Below are 23358 nucleotides of genomic sequence, written 5' to 3'. Positions count from 1 at the left end.
TAAAATTGGGGTAAGGTGCGCAGTGCGCACCCTACAGTTTGAGCAAGGCTTCTTTGATATTTAATGCTAAAAATCTATCCAAGGCGAGATACATCCAGTAAACAGATAACTGACTATCACTGCTAGTCTTCTGAAATCCCAAGACCAGGCACAGTTTTTCGTACATGGGGTGAATCATCAGGGTGTACAAGTCGCAAAGATTGGGAAAATCTGTTTGCATTTCGCCTAAAACTTTTTGTGTGTCTTCGAGAAAAGCAATGCGGTATTCTGACAAATACTGCGGATCGATCATCCAACTGCGGACAAATACTGACTGGCAATTTAGATCTCCTGGTAGCGCCATCTTGAAAGGATCGATATCGGAAATAGAACTTAAATGAAGCCCTTTACTAGCAGCATTAAAAAAATTTACTTCAGATTCGCTAGCTGTGGGATAAAGTAAGTAAAATCCGACTGGATTGAGATTATCTGAGCGTCGCAAAACTCGCATTCCCTTTGAGTATTGACTGGCAAAAAGCCGGAGGATTTTAGCAATTTTGTGGGGAACGGCGTTAGTGTTTCGGTTCATCCAGTTGTAATTGGTGGCTAATAAATTGGCAACCGGAATCGCGTCGCACCGGGGGTCAAAATTATCTAATTGGAGTTGTACAGGCTTTTGAGGTTCGCCGGCCTCTAAAATTTCTGAAACAGGTTGAATTTGAATTGCCGTAGCGTTACCATCAAAGTGTTTTGCGATTAACCCCAGGGCTGCTAATTTATCTAACATCATTCCGGCAGCGCGATCGCTCCCGCGATCGGAATCACAGTAAAATAGTTCGGCGGCTTCCCGGTGAGTGCACTGCACTTCTGTTGCTGGCACTTCCAGTTTCGCCAGCGGTGGTTTGAGACGGGGCTGGCTTTCCTGAAGCTGTTTCACCGATAAGTAAACCCAAAGCCTGATAAAGCATTCAGCCCTAGTGCGAGTTACGCCTACTCGTTTCATCAACAGCGAAACAGCCGTGCGGCGTTGAGAAGGAGAATACCAAGTATCTAGTTTTGCAATATCCATTTGAGTCGGGAAGCTGCGAAGGAACTCTAGTTACATATTGGCTCAATTACAATAAACTTCACCCCGCTTCAGATTACTTGTTGCCGCTGTTGCTCAACTTGCCTGATTTCCGGCGACTCTACAAGATAGCTGCTTGCTCCTTGCAAGTTCACTGCTTCACAAAGCATTATCAATTTTAGATATTTTCTGGCTTGATTTAACAAACGAACGAACCCGAGTAAATTAGCAACTTTAGAGGTGTACGCCATGTACAGTGCTTATATCAATCGGATGGGAAAATTTTTGCCGGGAGAACCAATTAATAATGATGAGATGGAAGAATATCTCGGCAAAATTGCCTCGCGCCCTTCGAGACTCAGGCAGCGGATTCTCAACAGCAACGGCATTCAACAGCGCTACTACGCGATCGACAAACAGCAGCAAACACTATATTCTAACAGCCAAATGGCAGCGTTTGCCGTCCGTGACGCGATTTCTCAGTCAAATCTGGAACCAGGGGCGATCGACTTATTGGCCTGCGCTACCACTTTACCAGACTTATTAGTACCGGGATTTGCCAGCACAGTACACGGGGAACTTTCCGAATTATCTCCCCTAGAAATAGTGTCAACTCAAGGAGTTTGCTGTGCCGGAGTTAGTGCTTTAAATTACGCCGCCTCTCAAATCGAACTCGGCAAAAAACAAACCGCCATTGCCGTCGCTTCCGAATTTCCCTCGCGCCTGTTTAAAAACACCAAATTTGAAGCAGAGACTTCGGTGCAAGCGGGAAAATGCCTGCCTTTCGATACAGAATTTCTGCGCTGGATGCTCTCCGACGGTGCCGGAGCATTGTTGCTGCAAAACCATCCTAACTCCAGGGGAATTAGTTTAAAAATAGAATGGATTGAGCTAATTTCCCACGCCAACGCCTATCCTGTTTGTATGTATTCAGGATTAGCAAACGAAACATCAACTAAAAGCTGGTTGGATTATTCCTCCTACCTCGATGCAGCCACAGCGGGAGCTTTTGACTTGCGGCAAAATATTCGCTTGCTGGACAATGTAATGAAATTAGGTGTTGAAGGTTGGCTGCGGTTGATTAAAGCCGGGAGAGTTTGTCCGCAGGAAATCGACTGGCTGCTGTGCCACTATTCGTCTCACTTTTTCCGGGGACAAATTGTAGAACTTCTGGCACAAGCAGGCTGCATGATTCCTGAAGAAAAATGGTTTACCAACTTATACAGTCGGGGAAATACAGGTTGTGCCGCGATTTATTTAATGTTAGAGGAATTGTTCAATTCGGGCAAATTGCAGGCTGGACAGAAAATCTTTTGTTTCGTGCCGGAAAGCGGCCGCTTTACAACGGCATATATTATGTTAACTGCTGTGGAAAATACCCATAAGCCTATGAGTTCTCAAGTTTCTAACTTTCATGAGGTTCCCGAAGCTTCGCCTCTCGAAAGTGTGAAACCGGCACACCCCAACTCTCCGCAAGCTTATTTGTTGCGGGAGTTAGCATGGATTTGGCTGAAGTTTGAGCGCGAAATTCGTTCCGTTCCTATTGTCCGCAAATTGTACCGTGGAGAGTTTACAATAAAAGATTATCAAGCTTTGCTGTGCAATCTCCGGCCACAAGTTGTAGAGGGAGCTCGCTGGATTGCTCGCGCTGCTTCTAACATGAGTGACTTTCGCCTGCGATCGACTTTTATCGGCCATGCCCAAGACGAACACCGCGACTATCAAATGCTAGAACAAAATTATGTTTCTGTGGGCGGTGAATTGGCAAAAATTGTGGAATATGATAAGAATATTGGCAGCGAAGCACTATCAGCTTTTATCTTCCACCAAGCATCGCGGGAAAATCCGGTCGATTTAATTGGCAGTATGTTTATTATCGAAGGATTGGGCAATCAATTGGCGGGAAAGTGGGCAAAACAAATTAAAGAAAGTCTCGGTTTGCAAGACGAACAAGTATCGTTTTTAGCGTATCACGGAGCTAATGACGAGTCGCATTTAGCCAAACTGGAAAATTTGATTAATGCCGAATGGATGACAGATGATATTGCCCGCCGCATTGTCAAAACCGCTCGCGTCACTGCTCGTTTATATTTGCTGCAATTGGAGGAAATTCGTTAATGCAAAAGCTGCAAAAACAAGATACCGAAAATCTCCCAGATGAGCGAAAAATCCCTTACGCTACCAAACCTTACAACCGCCGAGATCCCAATGTTTGGGACGTGCTGTTTTGCGATCGATCTATTCCCGTGGATTTAGTGGCAAAAGCTTACATGATCCGGGATTTGCAAAACTGGACTCGCAGTTATTTGCTGATTCCGATCAAAGTAATTGCTAACTTGTTGCTGGCGGTAATTATGACAACAAAGCGCCTGTTGCCATTTCAATTCCGCGCTTACACTTTAATGCACAAATCGGCTGCATTTTTCCTAAATAACTTTGTCTCGCCAGAAGCTTGTTATTTAATTGTCCGACACATCTGCATCGGCTCCAACATTATCAACTTCTTGATTGACAACGGCCCCGACACCGAGATAGAAAAGTCAAAGCTTTATCCGCGCACTGTGAACGATTTAGCGGACAATGCGTTTCTCGAACACGACTTAATTCTCTATAACTTTGTCTGGGATTACAACCAGGCCATGCTGACAAATCCTAACTGGTTGCAAGTGGTCAAAAAACGGGGAATAAATTATGATAGTATTCAACCAGTAGAAGTTGCCATAGATTTTGAAAAACGCAGATGGCTAAAAATTCTGGATTTAGAATCGGCGATCGAATTGTTTAAAGTTTTTTATTCTTTGTGTTTGACTAGCGACGAATTTGCGCGAGCAGTGATGTCGCTTCAGTTAGATGAAAACTTCGGAGTGTACGTCAGCGAGATTACCGGAAATTGCGACTGGAATCATGTAATTGTCAATCGCCATCCCCTAGCCCCAAACAGTCCGTTTAACGCGGCACGCGACTTGTTTTTGCATGGGATAGTTTCGGAATATCTTTATCGGTATTTGGAACTGCAAAAAGAGATGAGAAATGTTTCAAAGTAAGGTGCTTAGGTATGTGTAACGTAAGCACCTTACGAATATAAGTAGCGCGTCCAATAACTTTTTGCGTAAGTCCTGAAGTTTGAAAGAATGGTTAATTTTTAGGTCAAAAATTAATATCAGAACTCAAGCTGCTGCTAGCTGTGCTTGTTCTGCTGCTTTGGGCAAAGTCTGATTTACCACAATCCACTTGCCTGTAATTGGGTCGCGGTAAGTAATAAAAGGATTAGATTTTAAAGGTTGACTGCAAGGTTTAGCGGCCATTTCTACACACTCCCAATAAATGGTATTGAATAACTACTACAACACCATACTTTTAATAATCGGATGTTTCGCCTAAAATCCGCGTGATTTTTACCTCAACAAAAGGTGATATTTTAGGTATGTTTTGGTGACAGAGAACACTGGATAAGGTGATTTAAAACTGCGTTGGCAGTGAGCAGTATCACCAAAAACCTTCCGTAAAAAAAATCTGCCTTCTGGTTTTTACCTTCTACCTTTAAGAGGGCCGCTATTTTCAGTATACATCTGATATTATTAAGTAAGGTAAAGACGTTTATCAGAGATCCCCTCACAAACTTATGGTGCTATTTGGATTTGGCAAAAAGTCGAGCATGCCCTCTCCCCAAGAGGCATTACCGGGACGGGCAGAGTCGATGTCGGTACCGGCAACTCACTTTGTTAACGGCAATCCGCTCAAACCTCCCTTTCCAAACGGCATGGAGACTGCCTTGTTTGGTCTGGGCTGTTTTTGGGGAGCAGAACGCAAATTTTGGCAGCAAAATGGAGTTTTTTCGACTGCTGTTGGCTACGCGGCCGGGATTACTCCGAATCCTACTTACAACGAAGTTTGCAGCGGGATGACGGGACATAATGAAGTAGTTATGGTTGTGTTCGATCCCAAAGTAATTAGTTACGAAACGCTGCTCAAAGTTTTTTGGGAAAGTCACAATCCTACTCAAGGAATGCGTCAGGGCAATGATTCTGGTACTCAGTACCGATCGGGAATTTACACGTATTCAGCCAGCCAAAAGCAGCTAGCTGAAGCTTCGCGCGATGCTTACCAGCAGGCTTTGACGGAGGCCGGTTACGGCAAGATTACGACTGAAATTATTGATGCTCCTGAGTTTTATTACGCAGAAAGCTATCATCAGCAGTATCTTGCTAAAAACCCGAACGGTTATTGCGGTTTGGGCGGTACAAAAGTTTGTTTGCCTGCTATGTCTCAAGCTTAAAACTTGACACAGCTTAGGGATAGGGACACATAGTTCAGGACAAAACATTGTTGTGTCCTTAAAACATATATCAGGACACAACAATGTTGTCTCCCTACAATATATCGGGTAGGCAGTTGCTCCTAGTCCGCAACAAAAAGCGGAATATCTTAGTAGTATTTGAAAATGGGTAATAAATGCTGAGTGCTGTTGTAATTATCAATCTACTAATATCTGTGGTCTGTTTTTATATCGCTGCGAAGGTGTGGAAAATTCGGCGGACGATCGCACGTTTGGAAATTCGGATCGCAGCAATCGAACGCTGTAGCAGCAATGTCCTCAGTATGTCGCCGGATTTCCTTGGTAAAAGGCAGCAAGGTACCCGCCAACTGCGACTACGTTATCAACAACTGGAATTGCAACTGCAACAGGTTCAGCAACTTTTGGGATTGCTGGGTTTGGGACGGATGCTTTGGTCCAGGCGCGATCGACGTTTGAGGTAAGCTATCCTAAAATTGCCGCCCGTGCTGACTCAGTAGGATTTTCAACAATATTTCTACCTTTGTAAAGGGCTGCGATCGGGCAAACGTGCCTAAAATTGGTGTATGGAGAGAAGTTATACAAATGTCAACTAAACGTTCAGGATTATTTATTGGCGGTTTGCTTGTGGGTTCTGCGATCGGGGCCGTGACTGGCTTGCTGATAGCACCGCGACCGGGCAAGGAGACGCGGCAGATATTGAAAAAATCGGCAGATGCTTTGCCGGAGTTGGCGGAAGATTTATCGACTAGCGTGCAGTTGCAGGCCGATCGACTTTCTGAAACTGCCATCCGGAATTGGGACGAAACTTTGATTAGACTCAAAGAGGCGATCGCGGCAGGTTTGGAAGCGACTCAGCGGGAACGCCAAACCCTGTCGGAAGCTGAAGCTGAAGTGAGTCCCCCGTCGCGCCCTCCCATCCGCTAAATGGCATGAAATTCTCAACCCCCAATCCCAGATTCCAGTGAGCGATCCCATATTTTGGCTAGGACTTTCGATTTTGCTAGTGGCAGTTAGCCTGACTGCTGTTTTAGTGACTTTAATACCTGCGGTGCAAGCGCTGGCACGGGCGGCCCGCAGCGTGGAAAAGCTCGCTGACACGCTTTCTCGCGAATTTCCGCCCACTTTGGAGGCGATTCGGTTGACGGGGCTGGAAATTAGCGAGTTGACGGATGATGTCAGCGAGGGAGTACAAAGTGCGGGGGAGGTTGTCAAACAGGTCGATCGAAGTATTGGTAGCGCCAAAAAGCAGGCGCAAAACGTGCAGGTAACTACTCGCAGCGTGGTGACTGGGATTAAGGCTGCGTGGAAAACTTTAACTCGGAAGCCGGCGATTTCTGGGACAAATCGCAGGTCAACAGAGAGATTGTCGCCGAGTCAAAGAACTGCGCTTTCGCTAAGGGATTCGGGTTTGGAGGATAGGTATTCTGGGGTTTACGGTGCGGGTGCGAGTAATGGGGAATCGCCCCGGTTGAGGAGTAGCGAGGGTTCGGGTTTGCCGGGGGATGCTGAAGAGTTTGAGGAAGTGCGATCGAACGATCCTTGATTGCACCCAATTCCTCATCATCCCTCCAGAGCACAGCCATCCCACCAGCAAGGATTCTTATCAATAAAATCCATCAAAGCATCATACTTAGGCGAACCCTTTTGTTCCACATACTCCAAAGCCCCCCAACTTCCCCACTTACTAAATGAACTCACATCCACAAAGTGCATAAAAAGACTGCCTCCAGCTTGTTTCCAACTATTCAGTAATTGGGTGTACATATCATACATTTCTGGACGCCTATTTAATTCCATAAAAAACTTGGTCAGTTTTTCGTTATCCTGAACTCCTTCAATACCTACAATATGTTGACCCCCCTCGTAAACAAATAACTTAAGACCTTTTTTTTTAGCCACATCTAAGAAATACTTAAAGTCATTATCCACATCAGACAAACTATCTTTGAACCCCGGCAGTAACCCGCCATCTTTTAATTGCTTAAAAGCTTTGCCAAACCCGCCATCGGCGTCATTCAACCAAGATTGTACTTTGCTGACACTTTCTTTCCCGCCCAAGTTTCCACTAAAATATCCCCCTATTGCATAGGCATCTATGCCGTGTTGATAACAAGGTTTATTGCCCTCAGCTACCCAATAGGGACAATCTAAAGCATAATTTCCTAACTCTCTCCAAGCTCTTTGAGTTCCCAACACGCAAACAACTCGATTCTTTTGCTCCCCAAAGACGCCTTTCCAGATATCGCACATTTGAGCGCTACGCATTCCATGCCATTGCATAAAAGCATCGCCTTTATCTCCCCACCTCGCTTTACCTTGTTTCAAAGCATAATTCGATTGTGGAAATGACCAATTCCAAACCTCATTAGAATACTCTACATTAACTTTCAGCTTCGGATCTAAACTATCTTTGACCATTTTAGCAAAGTTAGTCATGTATTCATCCGTAGCCTGATGTGGCATATTAAACCAGGGATCTGCTTGGACTTTGTTAGCTAACTTCACCATAACTTCTATGGGAACATTTCCTCTGTAAGCATAGGATATACTCTCAGGTTTAGGTCGGTTAGACCAGTCTTTTTGTTCCGAACCATTTGTCCCCATCCAGTCCATAAAACGCAAGACTCTAAACTTTTTAATCTTGTCTATAAACAACGGATTAAATATTTCACCCCTTTGATAAAGCTGTTCATCTTGAGAGTGAACAACTTTAATATTGCGGATATAGTTCCCTGTTTTATTTGGATCGGTAGCAGTAATTATAATCATTATGCCTCCGCCTTGTGTGGCATCGACATTAATGATATCCCTCCCAGGTTTCGACGCAGCCTCATCTTTTTTGGCATCCAAGCTATATTCGATCGCACCTTCACCCTCATAGGTAACAATATATTGCCCTGAAGGATAGCGATTGGGGATTTCCCTAAGTAATAGGGTACTTACCCTAGTATATTTAGGAGCATCTTCGGGGGATGGAAGAGACTTTACCCACCCATTTGCATCAAGATTTAAAAGATTATACTCCTCTGTATCCCATTCACCTTTACAGTTTGGTTGTCCGCTGACGCATTGAGTTATCCATCTTCTAGAAGATTTGAAAGCATCTAAAAATGGTAATTGTGTGGAGTAGTCAGCAATGCCATTAAGCCCAACTCCTAAAGAAGAGCGAGAATTTGATGTATTTTGTACATCTGCACGCACAGCTACTTTGTTATCTACTTGCCGTGCTGCTGTGGGAGCAATATTAGTTGTTAAACCCCAACATCCGGGAATAAAAATGACAAAAATTAATAAACCCAGCACAAAGCCCAGAGCTTTTTTGTTCGAGCTGATACTTAATCGAAACATAAATTTGACTAAAATTGGATTGTTTTAGGTAAAATCGAAGTGGGTGAGGCAGTTTTAATTTTTATATGTTATCAAAAAGCTCCTTCTCAAACTATCAGCTATAAGATTATTAACATTTATTAACATTTTTCTCTCTCAGTGGAGGCGCGATCGCCCTTTCTGTCCTCAAGTGCGATCGCCAATCTAATCCTCTTTATCCAAATCTTCTTTTTTCGGAGTTTTTGAAGTTGAGGGGAATTCTAGTCGAATGTTAATATCAATTGATACTGTACCAGGGTAAGAGCATCTCAATTAGGTTTGACATAAGGAATCAGAGTCATCTAATGTAGAGTCTATGAAAAAAGATCTGAGAACTTAAATCATATAATCGTTGTTTATAGATGTCCGTTTAATTTTTTGCTTGAGACACAATGATGTTTCTTAGAGATTGTGTTTTTAGATAGGTTTCTCTCCTTTACCATGCTCGGTTCTTGTATGTCAAGTACAATTCCTACCAAATTTGATGAGCTTACCCTAGCCACGTAAAGTGCGATCGCTTATTCAGCAAGCCCTACTTAGTATGCTAATTTTTATCAAAAGATGCCCCAAATTCTTGCGGGGCAAGATTTTTTAGCAATATTTAACTTAAATTCATGCGTTTTTTCAGTTAGTTAAGACGTAGTTTAGTTTGTGGCTACTTAAACTAATATTTAATCACACTAAGTACGCAAGAGCCTATTTTTGAGTGTTTATCGACACGCAACACTTCTGTGTAAAATATCATCACTTCAAACCCAATAATAAGGCGATTCCGCCGATCGCAGCAACTACCCCCAAAACAGCCCGAATGCTCACTTTTTCGCCCGCCAACACCGCTAAAGGCAGTATAAAGAGGGGACTGGTAGAACTGAGTGTTTGAGCGATTGCTGCGGGTGCATATTTCAGGGAAGTCTGTTGTAGGAAAATTCCGAGATAGGTTCCTAAAAAAGCTGCTATAATTATTGCACCTAATAGTTTTGGCGCTTTTAATTGTTTGAAACTATCAAGGTTTTTTGGGCTCAAAAAGCATAGCATGACTGCCATACCGCCGCTCAAACGCAAGGCCGCCGTCCACAGGGGATCGATATCTATTTGAGTGAAGGCGGCGCGGGATAAAATTGCTCCAGCGGCGTGGGTTGTTTGTCCTAATAAACTAATGGCTAATCCTTGCCAAAGATGTTTTGATGGTAAGGTTGTTTCCGCTGTTCGTTCTGCAATTACCCACGCTACGCCGCAGATTGTTAAAAGAATGCCAGTACAAGCAATGGCCGATAACTTTTCTTGCAAAAATATTAAGCCAAATAAAGCTGTTAAAGGGGGAGATAGGGTTTCTAAAAGCAGCGTTCGCCTCGCGCCTAAATATTTTAATACGATAAAGAAAGCGGTGTCTCCGATGCCAATTCCTAGGCCGCCGCTGATGAGCAGCATTGCTAAAATATTAGGGTTGATTGCGGGTAAGGGTTTACCTAAAATTACTACAGTGGCAAGGAGCATGAACAGGGCGATCGCGCCTTTGAGCAAGTTTAGCACCACTGCGGGGATTTGCTGTCCCACTCGCTGCCAGATGGTGGAAGATAGAGCCCAGACAAATGCAGCGCCTAAAGCGGCGATTTCACCCATAAAATTTGTTGACTGTTGACTGTTGACTGTTGACTGTTGACTGTTGACTGTTGACTGTTGTTACCAATTCCCCATGCCCAATTCCCAATTCCCCATGCCCGATTCCCCATGCCATATAAATTAGGGTTCCCGGTAGCCTACCTGGAACCCTAGATTTATTAAGCTTTTTTAGCAATGGGCGGTGAAGATAAATCAATACCATCATGTCCGAATAGAGGAAGGAAGCAATTCGCTTGCAGTTTGGGATTTCTTCCTTCCTTTCTTCGGACACCCAAGATATATTTCTACCTACTGATTAACGTGGTGGTAATTGCGGAGATTGGCTAGGTTGAAATTGTGACCGCATATCTGTTCTTACCCAAGAACCAAAACGATCGGGACGAACGCATTCAGCATTATCTAATTCGTCTTTGAGTTTAGTGGCGAAAGATTCAAACATATCGACTAACGCCTGACGATCTGTTAAGCAACCTTGGAGAGCAATAAGTTGTTCCAGCGTCCAGTTATACAGTTGAGTGTCCCCTTGTTCAATGCGTAAATAGAACTGATTCTCAAACTGTGCAAGATTAGAGTAGAAGTTCTCAACTTCTGACTTGATCAAGTTCATATCTAGGTAGAATTGTTGCTGTTTCAATTCTGCAAAAATCGTATTTTTGATGTTCTGCGTGAAGTTTTGGTTCAGCTCATTTTTGACGATCGTAGATACATCATTACGGAAGTTGAGAATCTTGTTATCCAAGCTAACATTAATGCGATTGTCAAGATCGTTGACAATATTATTAGTCACTAACTGCACGTTGCTAGTGCTAGATTGATTAACAACCGTATTGATGCGAGCATCAATGTTAGATTCAATCTGCTGAATGACCAGATTTTTAATGTTTTGGCTTTGGTCAGCAAGTTTGAGATTAACTACCGCATTAATCCGCTGATCTATGTCGTGTTGAATTTGCTGAACAATTTGAGTGTTAATATCGTGAGATAGATTAGACACTTTCAGGTTCACGACATTATCGATGCGTTGATCGATGTAAGTTTGCATTTGCTGAATCACCAGATTCTTCACATTCTGGGTTTGATCGGAAATCTTGATGCTCACCACATTCTCAACACGCTCATCAATAGTATGTTGGACTTGCTGAATTACCTGATTAGTGATCTCTTGAGATTGATTGGCGATTTGGACATTAACGGAGTTACTAATGCGCTCATCAATATCAGTCGATATTTGATTAATTACCTGGGTATTAATCTCTGTAGACTGATTGGCAACTTTGATGTTAACTACATTCTCAATCCGTTGCTCAAGTTCAGTTTGCATTTGCTGAACTACGAGGTTCTTAACTTCTTGAGTCTGATTAGCCACTTTGAGATTAACGACGGCCTCAACACGCTCATTGAGTTCGGTTTGCATTTGTTGCAGCACTAAGCTTTTAATCTCTTGGGTTTGTTCAGAGATTCTTAAATTAACCTGCTCGCTAACAATGCGGGGAATTCGGGAAATAAATAAGTCGTTGAGATTTTTGTTGAAGTATCCCGACCAATTGTGGAAATTCTGATTAAAACTAACTTCCATTTGTTGGGTAAGAGTTTTAAGCATAAACTCCAGCCGTGCTACCTTCATCGCTAAGTCTTTAGCTTGAGTTTGATAGCCTTTAAGCAGCCATTTTTCCAAATTGTCCCAATAAGCTTCTTTTTTCTCGTTCGGGTCACCTGTTACTGTGATGGAAGTATTGATTTGGGCTGCCATTTGCTGCCACATTTGTTCCATCTGATCTTGGTCAAAAGTGAACCCAAATCCACTGCCAATATTGATATTTTCAGAACCCGGGCTAATTGTACCACCAGAGCTAATTGTACCACCAGAGCTAATTGTACCACCAGAGCTAATTGTACCACCAGAGCTAATTGTACCACCAGAGCTAATTGTACCACCAGAGCTAGTTGTACCACCAGAGCTAGTTGTACCACCAGAGCTAGTTGTGCTACCAGAGCTAGTTGTGCTACCAGAGCTAGTTGTGCTACCACCACCCACTACACTAACACTGCTTTCACTGCTGCCCCTACCAGGTTGTACTGATGACTCTGCCTTTTCTCGCTCTACTTCTTCATCACTGATGTTGTTGATTTCTAAAACAACTTGCCCTTCGTTATCTTCTATGTATGTATCAAAAAAGAAGCCGGAGAGGGTAGTTTTTTGTTTGACTTCAAAAATAACGTCATCTTTGAAGCCATTTAAGGAACACCAACTTTCGCTAAGTTCAATTCCTGTCAACTTGGAGATAAATTTTCCTCCTTGAAGCAACAGTAACGCCCAAGGCTCTAATTGGAAATTTTTGGCTTCTGCTCCATAAGTGGCAGTGCTTTCCCGAATCTTGACGCGATAGTTCCCTGGGGCTAACTCGATAGAATTAGCATTGGCTTTTTTAAGAGTTGAGAGATAATTGCCATCCAGCGAATAGCAGTTTTCCTTGCTATCAACGGTTAAAGTTTGGGTACTAAACTGTTGATTTCCAGTGATTGAAACAGTGACTTGTCCTTGATTATCACCACTATAGGTATCAAAGAATAAAGCACAGACTACAGCTTTTTCTTTGATGTCTAACTGCAATTTGTCGTTATAGCCGTTTAAAGTTGCCCAAGTTGCACCTGTCTCCACACCTGTCTTTGTGTTGATAAAGGTACTGTCATCAAGTCCATAAATCCAGAGAAAGACAAAAGGCTCAGCGACGGTATTGTCGGCACTATAACTGTAGCTACCACTGGTAATTTGGATGTCAAAAGTTCCTTTGTCTAATGTCAGAGACTTAGCAACATTTTGTTGCAAGCTATTCATCTGAGCGGTATTGATAACGTAACAGTTTTCTTTGGTATCAATCGTTAACAGTTTCATAGTTTCGTCACCCGTTGTAGTAGTTGTTTGTGGAGCTTGTGTAGTTTCAGGGTTAACTTGTGAAGTGACGGTTGCGCTCACTTCTGCTGCTGGTTGATAAACCGCAATTCCTGCCCAACGACCGCTAGGCTTGGTTTGAGCCACTAATGTGCCTTTACCTGTCTTGGTATTAATGCGGATTAGTTGACCGTCTTTTCCCAAGTTAAAAAATCTGCCAGTAACGCCATAAAGGACATTGCCAACAAATTCCATACTGCCAATACCAGGAAATCCGGTATCACCAATAGTTTTAACTTCGCTAGTATTGAGGTTGCATCTAGCAAGTAATTTCTTCTTTTCGTAACCAATTAATGTGATATATGCTATGCCATTGCTATCAAAGGCAACTTCACCACAGTTGTAGTCTTTATTAGCTACGGTAGCTACTGGTGTACCTTTTCCTGTTTTGAGATCGAGGGCAATGAGTTGTTTAGCTGTGGTGGCATAAAGGGTTTGACTTTGGGCATTATAAGCCAAGCCGGCTGTAGCAAAACCCGTATCCCCAATGACAGCCGTATCGCCCGTTTTGATGTCAATTTTTACGAGCTGCGTTGTGTCGCCTTCTCGATCGATGCCATAGAGCTGTGAATCAACAAAGGCAATATCATAAACTTCTGTAATGATCTCACCGATGAATGTTGCTTTACCTGTGGCTAAATCAAGAGTATACAGTTTACTTAACTGATTCCAGACACAATCTTGGAGATAAACTGTGCCTGGAACCATAGCTAAATCCACAGAAGGTATATTGCTTGCCTCATTACTCATCTCTTTCTGTTTTTATTACATAAAAAAGCAGATGAAAGTAACAGTGCGGTTGGTCATCAGTTATTTCAACTGATTTTGGGAAAATACTCGGCTAGCAACGACAGCCACCAGCGAGTGCGAGATAAAGTGATGATAGATGCAGTTGGAGCTGCTTGGCTATTTAGCACAAAGCGCTTTATTAAGACATCCCTAACTTGCCTCGCAGTGGGCGGGGAGAGAATCGAACTCTCATACCTTTCGGTGTCAGATTTTGAGTCTGATGCGTCTACCAATTTCGCCACCCGCCCTTTTGGTTTTCACGATAATAACCGACCGATCGATTTCCTGCAAGCAAAGATTCATAATCTTTTAAACTTGTCCAGCGATCGATCTCTCTGGCGCGCAATACTGGTACAGGATAGGACAACTGAGCTGTCTGAGCTTGTTTGAGCATATCTCCGAGTTCAATGCTGCTGAGGTCGCCGTAGGCTCGCGCCTGCGCCAAAAACGCATCTACATTAAGTTTTTGGTAATCACTTAATGGGATATATGCTATTAGACTTGTGGTGCAAAACTGTTAAGAAATCATAATCGAGGTTGCTGATGACGGTATTTCCCTTAGTGCCGATCAACTTAGTGCTGATAAACTCAGCATCTGCTAGTATTGGTCGCAAGTTTTACAGCTCCAGGAATGACTATTAGTCTATCTAGAGGGGTAGATAATTTTTCTTTTCGTAATAAAACGCAACATCTTTCTGTATCCGCTCAATAATCCGGGGTAAATCGCTCAACGATGCACCTCAAATGACGCAAAATCGTTCCTGAGTGGGTAGTCTGCCCCGAATTATTGAGCGGATACATCTTTCTCATCTTTCAGTGGTGCGAAATCAGCAGCAACGAGCATTTTATCGAACTCGTACTCGCTCCCTGCCATAGAGTTGTGAATCAACAAAGGCAATATCATAAACTTCTGTAATGATCTCACCGATGAATGTTGCTTTACCTGTGGCTAAATCAAGAGTATACAGTTTACTTAACTGATTCCAGACACAATCTTGGAGATAAACTGTGCCTGGAACCATAGCTAAATCCACAGAAGGTATATTGCTTGCCTCATTACTCATCTCTTTCTGTTTTTATTACATAAAAAAGCAGATGAAAGTAATAGTGCGGTTGCTCATGAGTTATTTCAACTGAAGTTGGGAAAAGACTCGACTAGCAACCACAGCCACCAGCAAGGGGGATATCAAGTGATGAGATATGCACTTGGAGCTACTGGGCTACCTATCACAGAGTTCTTTATTAAGACATCACTAGCTTTTTTAGCAGTGGGCGGGGAGAGAATCGAACTCTCATACCTTTCGGTGTCAGATTTTGAGTCTGATGCGTCTACCAATTTCGCCACCCGCCCTTTTGGGTTTCACCATCATAACACACCGATCGATTTCCTGCAAGCAAAGATTCATAATCTTTTGAACTTGCCCAGCGATCGATCTCTCTGGCGCGCAATACTGGTACAGGATGGGACAACTGAGCCGTTTGAGCTTGTTTGAGCATTTCTCCCAGTTGAGTGCTGCTGAGGTCGTCGTAGGCCCGCGCCTGCGCCAAAAACGCATCGACATTCAGTTTCGGAGCTAAAGTCGGCGAACCTCCGGCCAGTTTCATCAACAGCGATGCTACCACTCTTGGGTCTTGAGTGGCGAGCAAGGCGGCGCGATCGCACGTAAATTCTGCACACCGCAACCATTCCAACATTTGCGCCTGCAAACCCTGCGCGAGTACGGCTCCCACAGGCGAAATTTGGCCGGCGGCCAACACAATTAAATTAGCCAGAGTCAAGTAAACTCCGTGCTCGCACTTCAAATGCCCCAACTCGTGAGCAATTACTGCCTTAACTTCCTCGTCTGTGAGCAAATCAATCAGAGAAGTGTGCATCACCACAAAAGGCTGTTTTCCCCGCATCGCAAAGGTGTAAGCATTTGGCATCGGATGCTGGCGGACATAAAGCTGCGGCGGTTCCAAATCCAGAGTTTTGCAGGCATCCAACAGCAATTGATGCAGGTGGGGCAATTGATTTTCGCCGACTTGGACGCTGGAAGCCAGATTTTCCAGCATAAAAAACTGTTCGCCCAGTTGTCCGAGCAACTGCCGCACCATCAAATCCAGGCCGGGCAGTTGTTTGAGCGTGTTGGTGGCTTCCAAGTCTAGCGGGTGGCGAAACTGGTCTGCTTTCAAACCGATGAGCGGTATGTTCGACATTTTAGTCAGTTGTCAGTTGTTAGTTGTTAGTTGTCAGTGGTTATTTGTTATTTGTTATTTGTTATTTGTTATTTGTTAGTTTTCATAACCAATAACCGATAACCCTTCGACTACGCTCAGGGCACCGCAAATAACCGACAACTCATAACAAATAACCACTAACTACTAACTAACAGTTTAAACCCGATCGCACGGGATTGACAGGAGCCTCAGCAGTCGCCGGGTCTGTACCCTCTTTGACGCGCCGCAACTTAGCTCCCAATTTTTGCAGTTTCACCTCTAACTGCTCGTAGCCGCGGTCTAAGTGCTGCAAGCTGCTGATGGTGGTGACACCATCGGCTGCAAGTCCCGCTAACACTAACGCCGCCGAAGCCCGCAAATCTGTTGCCACTACCGGCGCACCCGACAGCCGCGACACTCCGCGCACAATCGCTACATTGCCTTTCAGGCGAATGTCCGCGCCCATGCGGTTGAGCTCTGCTACGTGGCGCAAGCGATTCTCAAACACAGTTTCTTTGATCAAGCTGTCGCCTTCGCTCAGTGTCAGCAAAGCCATAAACTGAGCTTGCATATCTGTGGGGAAACCGGGATAAGGCAGAGTTTCGATGTCGGTGGCCGAGTGAGTTTGGCCGGGAACTATCCGCAAAATGTCGGGGGATTCTGCAATAATTTTCGCGCCAATTGTCTGCAATTTGGCAATGACTGCGGTCAGGTGGTCGGGAATTACCGGCGACAAACTGATTTCCGAGTGAGTGATGGCTCCGGCTACTAAAAATGTCCCGGCTTCAATGCGATCGGGAATAATTGAATAGTCTACCGCGTGCAGCTTGGGAACTCCCGAAATGACGATCGTATTCGTGCCGGCGCCTTGAATTTTTGCTCCCATGGCGCGGCAGAAATTCGCCAAATCTGCGACTTCCGGCTCTTGAGCCGCATTTTCAATCACGGTTTCTCCTTCAGCCAGAGTCGCCGCCATCATTAAAGTTTCAGTTGCGCCAACGCTGGGGTAGTCCAAATAAATTTTGGCTCCTTTCAGGCGGCGGTTCGGCCCTTTGACGTAAGCGTGAACCGTGCCGTGGTCGATGTGGACTTCGGCACCGAGGGCTTGGAGACCGCGAACGTGGAGTTCAACGGGTCGCGCGCCGATGGCACACCCACCGGGCAAGGGCACTTTGGCAAATCCCAAACGCGCTAGCAGTGGGCCGATGATGAAGAAGCTCGCCCGCAGTTGGCTGACTAATTCGTAGGGGGCTTGAGCGTCTATGAGGTTGCTGGCGTTGATGTCTAAAACGTCCCCGTTCTGCTGTAATTTGACTCCTACAGCCGAGAGTATTTGCCCCATGCGGGCGACATCGACTAGACCGGGAACGTTGCGGAGACGGCAATCCTCTGGGCATAGCAGGGCTCCTGCCATCACGACTAAAGCCGAGTTTTTGGCGCCGCTGATTTTGACGTGTCCTTTAAGGGGCTGGCGACCCCAAATTTGCAATACTTGTTGGTCGCTTTCAGGTGAAGCTGGCACGTTAGATGAGTTCTGAGCTGGTGTAATGGGTTTGCCCTCCATAATGCGCTTCGTTACTTTATACATTATTAATTTTGGTTCGATTTTACCGGAAAGTTTTTATATGTCTAGGGGTAACATGAGGAATTCCGGGAATTTTATTTGCTGGAATTCACTAGGGACAAGGCTTTCAGGTTTAATCGCACAAATAATGTCGATCGAGTCTCATGAACTTATCTGTATCAAAATTTACGTTCATTTGTAGCGATCGCTAAAATCACAGATGTTGTACCTTTGTCAATGAACTTTTTAAGTAAAAGCTGACTCTGTTGTTGACAAAGGTGTAAGATATCGGTTCGATCGACAATGCCAGAAAGTTTACACATTGTCGATCGCCCCATTGCCTGTGCTACCCTGTGACAACAACCTAGAGCCAAAGCTACTCCTAGCATATGGTTCACATTAAACGGATCGAACTGACTAACTTTAAATCTTTTGGCGGCACGACGGCCATTCCCGTGCTGCCCGGTTTTACTGTGGTTTCCGGGCCCAACGGTTCTGGGAAGTCCAACATCCTCGACGCTTTGCTGTTTTGTCTCGGACTTTCGAGTTCTAAGGGAATGCGGGCTGAACGTTTGCCGGATTTGGTCAACAGCGCCCAAAACAAACGCGGTACGATCGAAGCTAGCGTGACTGCTACCTTTGCCCTGGAAGATGTGGGAGAGGAATGGTTCGCCCAGGATGAAGATGAGGATGAAAATGCAGCAGATGAGTTATCTGTTGCAGCAGAGGAAGTCGAAGGGATAGAAATTGCCGAAACTCAAGACAACGGACAATCATCTCCTGTCCATCAAGAATCGCCTCTATCTGTTGAAGAAGCCGAAGGGATAGAAACTGCCGAAACTCAAGACAACAACGGCAAATCATCTCCTGTCAATCGAAAATCAAAAATCGAAAATCGAAAATCGGACGAGTTATCTGTTGAAGACGTAGAAGAGATTGAAATCGCAGCAACTCAAGACAACAACGGACAACTACTCGCTAGTAATAAAAAATCCAAAATCCAAAATCCAAAATCGGATGAGTGGAGTGTAACGCGCAAACTTCGGGTAACTCGCCAAGGTACTTACACTTCAACTTATTACATTAACGGTCAACCTTGTACGCTGACTCAACTTCACGAACAACTCAACCGCTTGCGAATTTATCCCGAAGGCTATAACGTCGTGCTGCAAGGAGACGTTACCAGCATTATTTCGATGAATTCTAAGGAACGCAGAGAAATCATTGACGAATTAGCTGGTGTGGCTCAGTTCGATCGCAAAATCTCCTTAGCTAGGCAGAAGTTGGATGAAGTTAAGGAGGTGGAAGAACGCAGCAGAATTGTGGAAAAAGAGCTGATTTCTCAGCGCGATAGACTGGCTTCCGATCGCACAAAAGCGGAAAAATATCAAAAATTGCGGGCGGAATTTCAAGAAAAGTCGCAATGGGAAATTGTGCTGAAATTCCGCCAGTTGCAAAAGCAAGAATGGAAACTGCGCGAACAAATCGAAGCGGGCGATCGCACTTCGGCATCTCTCACCGAACAACTGCAAGCAATTAGCACCCAAATTCAAGAAGCAACCGCCGAACTTGACGCGCTGAATGCCCGCGTTAAAGCTTTGGGAGAGTCGGAATTGTTGGCTTTGCAAGCGACGATTGCTACTCAGGAAGCGGAACGGCGGCAACTGCAAAACCGCAAACAGGATTTGGAAACAACTGCTGGGCAAATGGCGGCTAATATAGCACAAACCGAGCAGGAAGTTCGACAATTTAAGCAAAGTTTGGAGCAAATTGAGATTGAAATATCTTATGTTAAGTCTCAAATAGGAAGTTTGCAGGAACAGCGGGATGCAGCCCAGCAAAGTTTAGATGAAAGTCGAGAAGTTGCAAGTGCGATCGCCTCGACGGCAGAAGTTTGGGTACAGCAGCAAACGGAACTGCACCGCCAAATCGAAACAATTCAACAAACTTTGGAACCGCAGCGTACAGAACAAGCTACCATTGGCGAAAGAGCCGATCGCCTGCAAAGTCAAATTCAAGAACAAAACCAATCGCTGCAAGTATTGGAACAGGAAATTGCAGCGAAAAAAGAGCAGCAATCTCGCCTTGTGGAAACCAAAGGCGTGGCATCTTTGCAAGTAGAATCCCTGAATCAGATTTTAGTCGAAGCCGAACAAGAATTGCAACTGCAACAGGAAACTCAAACTCGTTTGTTGGAAGAACAGCGGGAAAGACAGCGCAAATTAGACAAGCTAGAAGTGCAGTTTCAAGCTTTGCAAGAAGCGACGGGAACGTTTACTGCAAAAATTGTCGCGCAAAGCGGAATTGGCGGAGTTTGCGGCTTGGTGGCTCAACTGGGTCGGGTGGAACCACGCTATCAGTTGGCGCTGGAAATTGCGGCGGGCGGGCGAATGGGAAATATGGTGGTGGAAGATGACAGCGTGGCTGCTGCTGCGATCGAATTGTTGAAACAAAAACGGGCGGGAAGGATGACGTTTTTGCCTTTGAATAAGATTAGGGGCGGCAGGTATTCGGTGAATGAAAATTTGCGGCGCGCGGCAGGGTTTGTGGATGCGGCTGTTAATTTGATTGACTGCGATTCGCGGTATCAGGAAATTTTTGCTTACGTTTTTGGCAGTACGGTTGTGTTTAGCAACCTCAGCGACGCTCGCCGCTATTTGGGACAGTACCGGATTGTCACTTTGGACGGGGAAATTTTGGAAACTAGCGGGGCGATGACTGGGGGTAGTTCTACGAACAGATCTACCTTGCATTTTGGCACGGTTGAGGCTAGTGAGGCTGCTAGTGAAGCCCGGACGATCGCATCTCTGCAAGAAAGGTTGGAGGAAATTGAGCGGATTTTGGAACGGTGCAAAATTGCGATCGATCGCGCTTCTGTTGCAGTCAAAACTCGCAGCCAAGAATTGATGGAAGCGAAACAAAATTTGCGCGAAAATCAGTTGCGTCTGGAACAGTTGGATTCAGAAATTAAGAATTTGCAAGCGCAACAGGAACAAGTGCGATCGCAAATTGCCAAAAATACACAGGAATTAACTAATTCGCGATCGAGATTGCAGTTGCTGGAACGAGAATTGCCTGCACAGGAAACTCAATTGCAGCAGTACCGGCAAACTTTGGCGCAGTTGGAAGAGTCGAACAGTCACAGCGAATGGCAGCAAATGCAATCGGGTTTGCGCGCTCTGGAAGCGCAACTGCAAGAGCGAGAATTGGCTCTGAGAAACGTCCAGCAGCGCCTTGTAGACTTGGAAAATCAATTCGGGCGTTTGGAAGACAAAATTAAGGAAGGCAGCGAGAAATTGCAGGAATGGCAAGTGCAGCAAAATGCGGGGGCGGATGCACTCGATCGCATTGTTTCGCAGCAGTTAGAACTCGACCGGCAAATTGCGGAAGCTAAGGCGGCTTTGGGGGAAATTGAGGAAAAATTGGGCGTGCAGAAGGGAGATCGCGATCGGGCAGAATCTCAACTGCGAGAGAAGCATTTAGCCAAACAACAGTTACAGTGGCAGTTGCAAAAACTTCACGAAACCCAGCAAGAACGCCGGGAACAATTGGCCGCAGTCCGCACTCTCTTGGAAGCGCAGCGGGCGGAAATGCCCGATCCCGTGCCGTCGATTCCTGAAAATGTTGAGAAAGCCAATTTGACGGAATTGCAGCAAGAAGTAAAGGCGATCGCCAAACGCATTCAAGCTTTAGAACCAGTCAATATGCTAGCCTTGGAAGAGTACAACCGCACTCAAGAACGCCTTCAAGAATTGAGTCAAAAATTGACCACATTGGAAGGAGAACGCACTGAACTGCTGTTGAGAATCGAAAATTTTACCACACTCAGGCGGCGCGCTTTTAAAGAAGCTTTCGACGCGGTTAACGAGAACTTCCAGACTATCTTTGCGGAACTTTCCGAAGGCGATGGCTATCTCCAGCTAGATGACCAGGAAGACCCCTTCAGCAGTGGCTTGAATTTGGTCGCTCACCCGAAGGGCAAACCCGTACAGCGGCTGGCTTCCATGTCTGGAGGCGAAAAATCATTGACAGCGCTGAGTTTTATTTTTGCGCTGCAACGCTACCGCCCGTCTACGTTTTACGCTTTTGATGAAGTGGATATGTTTCTGGATGGGGCAAATGTGGAGCGATTAGCTAGAATGATAAAACGACAGTCTGAACAAGCCCAGTTTATTGTTGTGAGTTTGCGGCGACCTATGATTCAATCGGCTGAGCGTACAATTGGCGTTACTCAAGCACGGGGAGCTTATACTCAAGTCATAGGGCTGAAGTTGTAGTCCCGGAGTTTATGTTAACGCTCGTGTTGAGTGATATATGTACTTAATAAATCAGGATTAAAGTTAGAATGACATCCGAACAAATCTGCCAACGCTCCGATATTCTAGGCACTCAGGTCATCACCCGCGACAGAGGTAAACGCTTGGGGGTGGTTAGTCAATTGTGGGTGGACATTGACCGGCGGGAAGTTGTGGCGATCGGTCTGCGTGATAATATATTTGCGGTCGCTGGAATGCCGAAGTTTATGTTCCTCAGCAATGTCAGCGAAATCGGCGACGTGCTGTTGGTGGAAGATGAGAGCGCGATCGAAGATGATGTTGATGTTGAAGTCTACAGCATTTTGATTAACAGCGAAGTTATTACCGAAACCGGCGAACTTTTAGGTAGGGTGCGGGGCTTTAGGTTCGATCCCGAAGACGGTAAGTTAGTTTCTATAATTATCGCTTCCCTGGGAATCCCCCAAATCCCCGACCAAGTTCTCAGCACTTACGAGTTGGGGATTGAAGAAATTGTCAGCAGCGGCCCGAATCGCTTGATTGTGTTTGAAGGTTCCGAGGAAAGGCTCAGGCAGCTTAGTGTGGGTTTGCTGGAGCGCGTCGGTTTGGGCCAAGCACCTTGGGAACGGGAAGAGGACGAGGCAGGTTATTATCCGAAACCCGTGGCTACGGGAAATCAATTGGGCCCAGGCGTGCGGATACCTGCACCGGAAATGCGGAGCCGCGTAGCTGCGCCTGCGGTGGAGGAAGTTCCTTGGGATGAGGATTTAGAGTGGAATCGACCTGCGGTTCGCCAGCCGCCGATGCGCGCGGTGCAGGTACAGCAGCAGCAAATCGAGGATTACGAGGATTACGAAGAGGATAATTGGGGCGGCGAGGAGGACGATTACGAGGAGGAAGAGTACGAGGAAAAGCCGCAATACACTCGCGCCGAGATTTCTCGCCCGAAGCAGCCGGTGGTGGAGTACGAAGATGATGTGGAGGCTGATGCTTGGGCTGACGATGAGGCACCGAAGCCTTACCAGGCTCCTCGGGTGAATATCCCTGAGAAAACTAAGACTCCTGAGTACGAGGAGGAGCCTGGTTATTAGGAATCACTCAATTAGCTGAAACCAATATTTTGCACTCTTTTTAAGAACGGGCAAGATGCCCGTTCCACAATCAAGTTTATTTTTTGTGGAACGGGCTTCTAGCCCGTTGCTGATATTGGTGCAAAATGTGAGTTTAAACTGAGATGTTGCACCATTCTTAAGA

Annotated in this window: 18 protein-coding genes and 2 tRNA genes; 8 read left to right on the top strand and 12 right to left on the bottom strand. The window is 45.2% G+C overall.

Features of this window, described 5'->3' with window-relative positions:
* Positions 1-31: 31 nt before the first annotated feature.
* On the bottom strand, positions 32-1048 hold the full coding sequence (locus tag QUA33_RS09335) for a hypothetical protein (RefSeq protein ID WP_333148310.1): 1017 nt from the start codon (positions 1046-1048) through the stop codon (positions 32-34).
* 246 nt (positions 1049-1294) lie between these two features.
* On the opposite strand from QUA33_RS09335, the gene QUA33_RS09330 reads away from it, so the two are divergent.
* A complete protein-coding gene (locus QUA33_RS09330) occupies positions 1295-3163 on the top strand; it encodes a 3-oxoacyl-[acyl-carrier-protein] synthase III C-terminal domain-containing protein (protein ID WP_333148308.1) in 1869 nt (622 codons plus the stop codon).
* A complete protein-coding gene (locus QUA33_RS09325) occupies positions 3163-4089 on the top strand; it encodes a DUF6999 family protein (RefSeq protein ID WP_333148307.1) in 927 nt (308 codons plus the stop codon). The genes QUA33_RS09330 and QUA33_RS09325 overlap by 1 nt, the downstream gene beginning before the upstream one ends.
* Before the next feature lie 123 nt (positions 4090-4212).
* Here the strand turns inward: QUA33_RS09325 and QUA33_RS09320 are convergent, their stop codons facing one another.
* The gene (locus tag QUA33_RS09320; RefSeq protein ID WP_333148305.1) at positions 4213-4350 is read right to left on the bottom strand and encodes a hypothetical protein; all 138 of its coding nucleotides are present in this window, start codon (positions 4348-4350) and stop codon (positions 4213-4215) included.
* A gap of 317 nt (positions 4351-4667) precedes the next feature.
* Between QUA33_RS09320 and msrA the strand changes: the two genes are divergently transcribed.
* The 4 genes from msrA (at position 4668) to QUA33_RS09300 (ending at position 6885) form a co-directional block, all read left to right on the top strand.
* Positions 4668-5321, top strand: a complete 654-nt coding sequence (gene msrA, locus QUA33_RS09315; RefSeq protein ID WP_333148303.1) for a peptide-methionine (S)-S-oxide reductase MsrA — start codon at positions 4668-4670, stop codon at positions 5319-5321.
* A 176-nt stretch (positions 5322-5497) separates the two neighbouring features.
* Positions 5498-5803 (top strand): hypothetical protein, encoded by a 306-nt coding sequence (locus QUA33_RS09310; RefSeq protein WP_333148300.1) that lies wholly within the window; start codon positions 5498-5500, stop codon positions 5801-5803.
* Between the two features lie 121 nt (positions 5804-5924).
* Positions 5925-6266 carry a YtxH domain-containing protein gene (locus QUA33_RS09305; RefSeq protein ID WP_006632275.1) on the top strand — a complete coding sequence of 114 codons (342 nt, stop codon included), beginning with the start codon at positions 5925-5927 and terminating at the stop codon, positions 6264-6266.
* A 37-nt stretch (positions 6267-6303) separates the two neighbouring features.
* Positions 6304-6885: a DUF948 domain-containing protein gene (locus QUA33_RS09300; RefSeq protein WP_333148298.1), complete on the top strand. Its 582-nt coding sequence runs from the start codon at positions 6304-6306 to the stop codon at positions 6883-6885.
* A gap of 17 nt (positions 6886-6902) precedes the next feature.
* On the opposite strand, the gene QUA33_RS09295 is transcribed toward QUA33_RS09300, so the two are convergent.
* From QUA33_RS09295 to murA, 10 genes are all read right to left on the bottom strand, one after another.
* A complete protein-coding gene (locus tag QUA33_RS09295) occupies positions 6903-8690 on the bottom strand; it encodes a cellulose-binding protein (RefSeq protein WP_333148296.1) in 1788 nt (595 codons plus the stop codon).
* A 762-nt stretch (positions 8691-9452) separates the two neighbouring features.
* Positions 9453-10328: a DMT family transporter gene (locus QUA33_RS09290; protein WP_333148294.1), complete on the bottom strand. Its 876-nt coding sequence runs from the start codon at positions 10326-10328 to the stop codon at positions 9453-9455.
* On the bottom strand, positions 10321-10599 hold the full coding sequence (locus QUA33_RS09285; RefSeq protein WP_333148292.1) for a hypothetical protein: 279 nt from the start codon (positions 10597-10599) through the stop codon (positions 10321-10323). Before QUA33_RS09285 ends, QUA33_RS09290 begins: the two co-directional genes overlap by 8 nt.
* Before the next feature lie 24 nt (positions 10600-10623).
* Positions 10624-14028 (bottom strand): hypothetical protein, encoded by a 3405-nt coding sequence (locus tag QUA33_RS09280; RefSeq protein ID WP_333148290.1) that lies wholly within the window; start codon positions 14026-14028, stop codon positions 10624-10626.
* Between the two features lie 205 nt (positions 14029-14233).
* Positions 14234-14315 (bottom strand) — tRNA-Leu (locus tag QUA33_RS09275).
* Positions 14294-14512 carry a hypothetical protein gene (locus QUA33_RS09270; RefSeq protein ID WP_333148289.1) on the bottom strand — a complete coding sequence of 73 codons (219 nt, stop codon included), beginning with the start codon at positions 14510-14512 and terminating at the stop codon, positions 14294-14296. The genes QUA33_RS09275 and QUA33_RS09270 overlap by 22 nt, the downstream gene beginning before the upstream one ends.
* Before the next feature lie 400 nt (positions 14513-14912).
* Positions 14913-15131, bottom strand: a complete 219-nt coding sequence (locus QUA33_RS09265; RefSeq protein ID WP_333148287.1) for a hypothetical protein — start codon at positions 15129-15131, stop codon at positions 14913-14915.
* 205 nt (positions 15132-15336) lie between these two features.
* Positions 15337-15418: transfer RNA gene (locus tag QUA33_RS09260), tRNA-Leu, on the bottom strand.
* A complete protein-coding gene (locus tag QUA33_RS09255) occupies positions 15397-16266 on the bottom strand; it encodes a M48 family metallopeptidase (protein WP_333148285.1) in 870 nt (289 codons plus the stop codon). The genes QUA33_RS09260 and QUA33_RS09255 overlap by 22 nt, the downstream gene beginning before the upstream one ends.
* Positions 16267-16435: 169 nt before the next feature.
* Positions 16436-17854, bottom strand: a complete 1419-nt coding sequence (gene murA, locus QUA33_RS09250; RefSeq protein ID WP_333148283.1) for a UDP-N-acetylglucosamine 1-carboxyvinyltransferase — start codon at positions 17852-17854, stop codon at positions 16436-16438.
* Between the two features lie 365 nt (positions 17855-18219).
* Here murA and smc point away from each other — a divergent pair, with 365 nt between their 5' ends.
* Positions 18220-22107, top strand: coding sequence for a chromosome segregation protein SMC (gene smc / locus QUA33_RS09245; RefSeq protein WP_333148281.1), 3888 nt, complete (start codon positions 18220-18222; stop codon positions 22105-22107).
* A gap of 68 nt (positions 22108-22175) precedes the next feature.
* On the top strand, positions 22176-23195 hold the full coding sequence (locus QUA33_RS09240) for a PRC-barrel domain-containing protein (RefSeq protein WP_333148279.1): 1020 nt from the start codon (positions 22176-22178) through the stop codon (positions 23193-23195).
* The last annotated feature ends 163 nt before the right edge of the window (positions 23196-23358 follow it).

It is taken from the genome of Microcoleus sp. Pol14D4 (genome assembly GCF_036701245.1).
Classification (GTDB): Bacteria; Cyanobacteriota; Cyanobacteriia; order Cyanobacteriales; family Microcoleaceae; genus Microcoleus.
The sequence above is the reverse complement of the archived record's forward strand: the minus strand, read 5'-3'. Positions and strand labels throughout refer to the sequence as shown.

Excerpts from the sequence above, each read along its gene's own strand:
- QUA33_RS09335 (WP_333148310.1), bottom strand. The coding sequence starts at position 1,048 with ATGGATATTGCAAAACTAGATACTTGGTATTCTCCTTCTCAACGCCGC.
- QUA33_RS09330 (WP_333148308.1), top strand. The coding sequence starts at position 1,295 with ATGTACAGTGCTTATATCAATCGGATGGGAAAATTTTTGCCGGGAGAA.
- QUA33_RS09325 (WP_333148307.1), top strand. The coding sequence starts at position 3,163 with ATGCAAAAGCTGCAAAAACAAGATACCGAAAATCTCCCAGATGAGCGA.
- QUA33_RS09320 (WP_333148305.1), bottom strand. The coding sequence starts at position 4,350 with ATGGCCGCTAAACCTTGCAGTCAACCTTTAAAATCTAATCCTTTTATT.
- msrA (WP_333148303.1), top strand. The coding sequence starts at position 4,668 with ATGGTGCTATTTGGATTTGGCAAAAAGTCGAGCATGCCCTCTCCCCAA.
- QUA33_RS09310 (WP_333148300.1), top strand. The coding sequence starts at position 5,498 with ATGCTGAGTGCTGTTGTAATTATCAATCTACTAATATCTGTGGTCTGT.
- QUA33_RS09305 (WP_006632275.1), top strand. The coding sequence starts at position 5,925 with ATGTCAACTAAACGTTCAGGATTATTTATTGGCGGTTTGCTTGTGGGT.
- QUA33_RS09295 (WP_333148296.1), bottom strand. The coding sequence starts at position 8,690 with ATGTTTCGATTAAGTATCAGCTCGAACAAAAAAGCTCTGGGCTTTGTG.
- QUA33_RS09290 (WP_333148294.1), bottom strand. The coding sequence starts at position 10,328 with ATGGGTGAAATCGCCGCTTTAGGCGCTGCATTTGTCTGGGCTCTATCT.
- QUA33_RS09280 (WP_333148290.1), bottom strand. The coding sequence starts at position 14,028 with ATGAGTAATGAGGCAAGCAATATACCTTCTGTGGATTTAGCTATGGTT.
- QUA33_RS09265 (WP_333148287.1), bottom strand. The coding sequence starts at position 15,131 with ATGAGTAATGAGGCAAGCAATATACCTTCTGTGGATTTAGCTATGGTT.
- QUA33_RS09255 (WP_333148285.1), bottom strand. The coding sequence starts at position 16,266 with ATGTCGAACATACCGCTCATCGGTTTGAAAGCAGACCAGTTTCGCCAC.
- murA (WP_333148283.1), bottom strand. The coding sequence starts at position 17,854 with ATGTATAAAGTAACGAAGCGCATTATGGAGGGCAAACCCATTACACCA.
- smc (WP_333148281.1), top strand. The coding sequence starts at position 18,220 with ATGGTTCACATTAAACGGATCGAACTGACTAACTTTAAATCTTTTGGC.
- QUA33_RS09240 (WP_333148279.1), top strand. The coding sequence starts at position 22,176 with ATGACATCCGAACAAATCTGCCAACGCTCCGATATTCTAGGCACTCAG.